The organism is Motilibacter peucedani (assembly GCF_003634695.1).
Classification (GTDB): Bacteria; Actinomycetota; Actinomycetes; order Motilibacterales; family Motilibacteraceae; genus Motilibacter; species Motilibacter peucedani.
The window spans coordinates 43867-50111 of the sequence record NZ_RBWV01000003.1 but is presented as its reverse complement, the minus strand read 5'-3'; the positions used below and the strand labels follow the sequence as shown (position 1 = coordinate 50111).

At 71.2% G+C, this 6245-nt stretch carries 6 protein-coding genes; 2 read left to right on the top strand and 4 right to left on the bottom strand.

Annotation, left to right across the window (positions count from 1 at the left end):
* Window positions 1–1107 precede the first annotated feature (1107 nt).
* Entirely contained in the window at window positions 1108–2550 is a 1443-nt protein-coding gene (locus tag CLV35_RS01255) for a S1 RNA-binding domain-containing protein (RefSeq protein WP_147431836.1), read from the top strand.
* A gap of 59 nt (window positions 2551–2609) precedes the next feature.
* Here the strand turns inward: CLV35_RS01255 and CLV35_RS01250 are convergent, their stop codons facing one another.
* From CLV35_RS01250 to CLV35_RS01240, 4 genes are read right to left on the bottom strand one after another with little or no spacing between them, the layout of a single operon-like run.
* Window positions 2610–2885 (bottom strand): hypothetical protein, encoded by a 276-nt coding sequence (locus tag CLV35_RS01250; protein ID WP_231121292.1) that lies wholly within the window; start codon window positions 2883–2885, stop codon window positions 2610–2612.
* A gap of 38 nt (window positions 2886–2923) precedes the next feature.
* Window positions 2924–4846 (bottom strand): relaxase/mobilization nuclease domain-containing protein, encoded by a 1923-nt coding sequence (locus CLV35_RS01245; protein WP_121191617.1) that lies wholly within the window; start codon window positions 4844–4846, stop codon window positions 2924–2926.
* Window positions 4843–5016 (bottom strand): hypothetical protein, encoded by a 174-nt coding sequence (locus CLV35_RS19815; protein WP_183061577.1) that lies wholly within the window; start codon window positions 5014–5016, stop codon window positions 4843–4845. Before CLV35_RS19815 ends, CLV35_RS01245 begins: the two co-directional genes overlap by 4 nt.
* A complete protein-coding gene (locus tag CLV35_RS01240) occupies window positions 5013–5450 on the bottom strand; it encodes a plasmid mobilization protein (RefSeq protein WP_121191616.1) in 438 nt (145 codons plus the stop codon). The genes CLV35_RS19815 and CLV35_RS01240 overlap by 4 nt, the downstream gene beginning before the upstream one ends.
* Before the next feature lie 354 nt (window positions 5451–5804).
* On the opposite strand from CLV35_RS01240, the gene CLV35_RS01235 reads away from it, so the two are divergent.
* Entirely contained in the window at window positions 5805–6245 is a 441-nt protein-coding gene (locus CLV35_RS01235) for a hypothetical protein (protein WP_121191615.1), read from the top strand.

Here is a 6245-nt window from a genome sequence, read left to right as displayed (position 1 = left end):
CCCGACCGACGCCACCTTCTCGTCGTGCATGAGGACTGCTGACGCGTCCCCTACACCCTGATACGGCCGGCAGCGATACCCGTCACTACCAGTCGTCCTGCGACCCGTCGAGTCCTCACGACGGAGTAAGTCCTTCGCTCCGCTTATCCGCGTACATCGCTAGGTCAGCTTGGTGCCAAGCCTGCTTCAGCCCAACGCCGGGGCGGGAGGCTAGCCCGACAGCTGCATCTACCCCAGCGTGAGCCAGGGCGTTGCGGATCAGCAGGGCTTTCGCCTGGCCACCCGTCCTGTCTGTCTCGTGCAGCGGGACGCCGAGCGCTCCCGCAACCGGCGGCCTCTCGCGCTGGTCGCCCTCAGTCCTCGAGCGGGCGCAAGCGTCGGCCGGCAGCTCGGTGACTACGGAGTCGGACCGTCGTCGAGCTGGACGAGGAAACCACGAGGCCATGCCAGCCGCGCTCCCTGGCGAGCTCGCCAACCTGCCACCCGAACGCGTCGTGCGGCAGATGGGGGGGCGGCCACGCTGCACGGCCCGTCCCCGGCCACAGGGGCTACCGCAGCGCCGCCGACGTGGAAGGCGGCTCCTGACTCGCCGCGTCGCCTTCTCAACGGCGCACCTGCCCGTGCGGCGGAGGACGCGTCCGTGATGCCTGCTGAGGCGTCCTCCGCCCCTCCCCGAGCGCCGGGGGCTCCGACTGTGAGCCGTGAGCCAAGGCAGACAGGCGCGAGCGGGAACCGGCGCCGTGGAACGAGCGCAGCAGCTCGTCCGTTCGCCTGACGGATCGGCGAGCCCCCTTGCAATCTCTTGCAACTATGGCGCACACTAGCGGGGTCCGTTTACGACGGCTTCTTAGCCGTTGGTTCGGACGGTGGGTGCCGCCTACCGGCCCATCAGGATGCATAAACAGGGCGCCGGCGAGTTCTGTATCGAACTGCTGGCAGGCGAGGATGCGTGCGCGACTAGTCACCGCGGCACGCACCTACGAAGGCCGGGGCCGCTTGGGCTCGCGGCCTTCACGCTTCTCCGGGCTAGGTCGCCAACAAGTGCTTGTCACCGAGTGTGATCTGAGGCACGATACCTTCAAGGCCATGAAGGCATGACTCAGGAGAGTGACTCCTCCTGAAGCCCCAGTGGCTCTAGGGGAAAGCCCTTCCCCGCATCCTGATGGTGAGGCTGGCGGCCCCAGCTACTGGCTGGGCATGGCGGCTGGGGACGCCGGTCTCTCCGGGACGTTGACCACGTCCCGTAGCAGAGAGGTGGGCGTCATGCCTCCTTCGTACACCCGTACCTACAACCCCGAGCCGGGCGTCGTCTTCGTCGCGATGCCCTACGGCACCCGTGAGCTCTCACCGGGTGGCCCGACCTTCAACTTCGACGACTTCTGGGGCGACGTCCTCAAGCCCACGCTCGAGGGGCTGAGCTTGACCCCGCTTCGCGTGGACGAGGTCTACGGGCCGACCGCAGTCGACGAGCTGATCTTCCGCAGCATCTGCCGGGCGGAGATCGTCATCTGCGACTGCACCACCAGGAACCCCAACGTCGCCTACGAGTTCGCGATGGCGCGCATGCTGAACAAGCGCATCATCGTGCTGACGCAGAACGAGATGGACATCCCCTCGGACGTTCGCGGGCAAGACCGCTACATCCGCTACGCGGAGACGTTCAAGGAGACGATGCGCGCGAAGCACGAGATCGAGCAGCAGATCCAAGCGCTGCTCGACGAGCCGGCCGAGGAGAACACCCTTGCACCGCTGCAGGGCTACTCCAGCAAGCAGGCGCCCGGCAAGGTCATCGCGGTGGACAACGAGGCGGCCACCATCCGCCTCGACGACGGCGGGGTGGCAGAACTCAGCAACGCCGACGTCGACTACGCGAAGATCATCACCGACATGAGCCGCCGGTTCCCCGTCGGCACGAGGGTGAACGGGTCCGCGACGGTCGACCCCGAGAAGGGGCTGAAGTACACCCTCCTCGCGGGCGAGGAGAACCCCTGGACCAAGATCGCCAGGCAGTTCCCCGTGGGTCGAGTGTTCACCAGCGTGGTGAGGAACGTGATCGACGGGCTGGGAGCCTTCGTGAAGGTGGAAGGCCCCGTGAACGGCCTGGTCCCCTCCGGTCAGCTGCGTGGCCGGCAACTCCAGGTCGGTGACTCCGTCGACGTCGAGGTCTTCAAGGTCGACACGCTGCAGCGACGCGTCACCCTGGAGCTGCGCAGCGTCTCCTCCGCGACGACGGCGCCCGCCTCGTTCACCGGCTCACTGCCGCAGGTCGGCTGGCAGGGGTACGGCGCAATCTCGCGCGTCGTGCCTGAGCAGGACGGTCGAGGCGGCTACTGCCTGGTCAAGTTGGACGGGTTCACCAGGCCCGCCATGCTGCTGGCCAAGGACATGACCGAAGACCTGCGCAAGGACCTCAACGCGCCGGGCGAGCTCGCCGAGGGCGACGAGGTCTACGTCAGGGTCGACAGGGTGGTCCACGAGACCGGCAAGGTGCTCCTCCTAGAGTTGCCGGAGCCAGAGGAGGACGGTCCCGCGGCAACTGCCGCCGCGTAGCGGCGGCTCGCCATCCCACGAGGGGCTCGGCAATCGCCGGGCCCCTCGTGCTGTGCGGTCTAGCCCTCGAGAGGGCGCAGGGCCTCGGCCGGCAGTTCGGCGATCACCAGCGCTGCTTGATCGTCGAGCTGAACGAGGTAGGCCACGCGGCCGTGCCAGCCGTCAGTGCCGCGGTTCCACTCAAGGACGATTCCCGGCCAGGTGCCGGGTCGCTGCGGCGGGTCGATCACCCAGCAGTGCCGAGACCGGACGCTCTCAGGGATCTGCGCGAGCCGGGCTGCGGCGGTCCGCTCAGCGAGCGTCGGCCCCCGTCCCGGAGTCATCCCGCCGGCCATGCCCTCAGCATGGCATTGCTCGAACAGGTGTACGAGGGTCAGTCAGTTCGCCGCTGGCCCGGCTGGCGCTTCGGCTGGGGCATCGCCTTGGGGTCAAGCGTGGGGAGCCGCGGCCGGCCAGGTCGCCGGGTCGTCGCGTCGGCGCCGGCCCCAGCCGGCTCGCCCGCTGCGCGGGCTGCGGCGGCTTGCTCGTCGGGGACTGCAGCGGCATGGGAGTACGCGGCGGCGGGCGCGGCGGCCGCGCGCTGGTAGTAATCCCCGCGGACGAGGTCGGCCGCCTCGCGGGCGGCCGCAGCCTGCTCGGCCCTCTGCTGGGTCTCGCGCAACCGCGTGATCGCGTCGGCGAGGGCGGCCATCTGGGCGAGCAGCTGGAGCACCTGGCGGGTGTCGTCGCGTGCGACGCGCTGAGCGGCGGTCATGGCACGGGCGGCGAGGCGCAGCCCGTGCCCGGCTGTGGAGGGCTCGGGGACCCGGCCGTACGGCTCCCTCGCGGCGCGGGTGAACATGCCGGCCGCACGGGTCAGCGAGCCACCTGCAGGGCCTTCCACCACCCGGGCCGCGGAGGCGAGGTAGTCGGCCGCCGCCCAGGCCGTGTCGGCGTCGAGGCGCGGGTCACCGCCAGCGTTGCCACGCATCTGCTCGACCGCGTCACGGGCTGCGGTCGCCGCCTGCTCGAGCACGCGCCGACGTTCCTCGGCGCTGAGAGACACCCGGCCACCGCGCTGCCTACGGGTCGGCTGAACCGGCTCGCTCGGCGCTGTCGCACCGGCCGGTCCCGTCGCTGCGGTGCCGCCGGCGTCAGGCTCTTGCCCGCCCCAGCAGGCCGACAGCCGAGGCAGGGTGAGGTCGGCGGCGAGGCGGCCGCCGCCGTGGAAGACCGGGTCGCCGCTGCCGTCGTCGAGGGCGACCGCGTACCCGGTGAGCTGGCCGGGGTGCTGCTGGGACTCCCGGCGGCGGACGAGCATGCCGTCCTGGGACAGCAGCGAGAAGAACTCCTCGACCCCGCTCGCCCGGTCGGCGGCGGCCCGGACCCTCGCCCGCAGGTCCTCGGCGCGGACGGTGTGCGGGCTCGTGGAAGGGTCGCTACCCCATCGGGCGAGCAGCTTGGGCAGGGACAGGTCGGCGGCGAGCTTCCCGCCGCTGTAGAGGATGGGCCGGCCGGTGCGGTCGGTATCGGTGTGCAGGCCGACGGCGTAGCCGGTGACCTGCCCGGGGTTCCGCTGGGACTCGCGAAGGTGCACCACTCCCCCGCTGGCACCGACCCGGGCGACGAACTCCTCGATCGACTCCGACCCAGCGGCGGCGGTGCGCACCAGCCGGCGCAGCGTCTCCCGAGCCGGCTCCGGGCGCCCGACTCGGACGGCTTTCTCCTGCTCCGCGCGCGAGGCACGCGGGTCCGCGGTGCGGTTCCCGTCGGCGGTGCGGACGCTGAGCCCGTACCGCTCCTCCGCCGCGAGGCATGCCTCGCGGACGCGGTAGTAGTCGTTGCGCGGCCAGATCCGCGCCCCGTCCTGCCGGGCGAGGGTGGCGACGATGTGGATGTGGTCGTCGGCGTGCCGGACCGCGATCCACCGCCCGGCGCCGTCGTCGCCGGCGGGTGCCACGCCCACTCGGTCGAGGGTGTCGCGGGCAATCTCGCCCCACTCGGCGTCGGTGAGGACCCGGTCATCGGCGTGGTTGCGCAGGATGAGGTGGTACACCGGCTCGGCTTCCCGGCCGACCTGCGCCCGCGCCAGCGGCGCCTCGAGCAACGCGGTCAGCGGGATGAAGTCGCGGGATGCGGCCCGCACCGCGGGCTCGAGCTCCGGTAGTGACCACACCGTCTCGTCCCACGCGCCGACCAGGTGCGGGTTCTCGTGGCGCGACCGGCCACCCAACTCGCCCTGCTGCGCGGGGGACTCGGAGTAGAGGTAGCGCAGCAACCCGCCGACGCTGTGCCCGCGGAGCACCTTCCCGATCACCGCTCAAGGTCCCGTCGCCGGAGCTGCCTGACCGTCATCACGACGCCCCACGTCAGCAACACCGCGTAGAACACCGACCCCGGCCAGTCTCCCGCCAGCGCCGCGAAGACCCCAGCGACGACGAGGGCCACAGCAGCGAACCCGCGCAGCACGCGGTCGAAGACACTCACGGCATCTTGCGCATCAGCTCGATGGTCGCCTTGTCGATCCGCCGCACCGCCTGCCCCGACAGTCCGGCCGCCCGGGCCAGCCACTCCGGCGCCTCCCCGCCGGAGTTCAGCACCTTCGCGGCCTGGTTCACGTTCGTGGCGAACGCCGTCAGCGCCCGCCGAGCGTCCATCAACTCGCCCAGTGCGTCACGCGCGACCGACCCCACCGGCGGGGTCGTACCCCTCGCCGTCGCCATCGCCGACGCCGCCACATAGCCGGTCGGCGTCAGCCCCGCCCGCTCCGCCGCCTGCGTCAGCTCCACCCACTCCTCGACGGTGAACCGCGCGTGGACCCGGTGCGGCCGGCCCGGGAACTGGTGCTCGCGATGCCGACCAACGGCAGGAGACTCGCCGGCCCGTGACCCCTGCTCAGCCGGGCCGCTCGCCTCGTCCACCGCCACTCCCCCTCTCTCGCCTTTTCGAGTTCTGCTGTGCCGTGACCGCGCCCGGTCATCGGCTCTGAGCTTCTAAGGGACCCTGCCGGGTCTCGCTCTGCAGGTGACGCTAGCGGACCGAGCGCGCGCAGCGCGAGAGGTCTGGTAGCCAAAACCATATCTTGCTTCCGCATTTGCACTTCCCCACGGCGCCGCCCTCATGCCCGCCGACAGTGCGCGCGCCGGGCAACCGGCCGCGCTCCTACGACTGCCCCACGAGGGGGCGGTCCGCGCCAGAGGCACGCGGTTCAGCTGAGACGTCCGCGTCTCAGGTAGCCTGCTGTAAGCCATAGTTGACAACGGAGGAGGCGTGCCATGGCGGACAGCAAGAGCGCGAGGCGAGACGCGGAGCGGGCGGCGCAGGCGCTGCTGGAGAACACGATGGTGAAGGCCGCCGGCGAGCTTGGAGCCGCCTCGGCCACGCGCGCAGACGCGACCGTCGGTGTCGACTCCGCACGCACCCGGGGGGCGGAGCTCATCTCTGATGCGCAACGCCAGGCCGACCAGCTCGTGGCCGACGCGCAGGCGTCAGTGACCGCTGCAGAAGCCACGTACGCCGCGGCATGGAAGTCCGCGCTCGCGGCCGGGTGGACGCCGGACGCACTGACCAACCTTGGACACACGGTGCCCTCTCGACCGACGAGAGCACGGTCCGGGCGCCGGGCTGCAGCCAGCGAGCCGTCCTCCACCGACGCAAGCGGCGAGAGCCCCGCCGAGCAGGACGGTGCCTCCGGTGTCATCGACGACGTGGCCTGA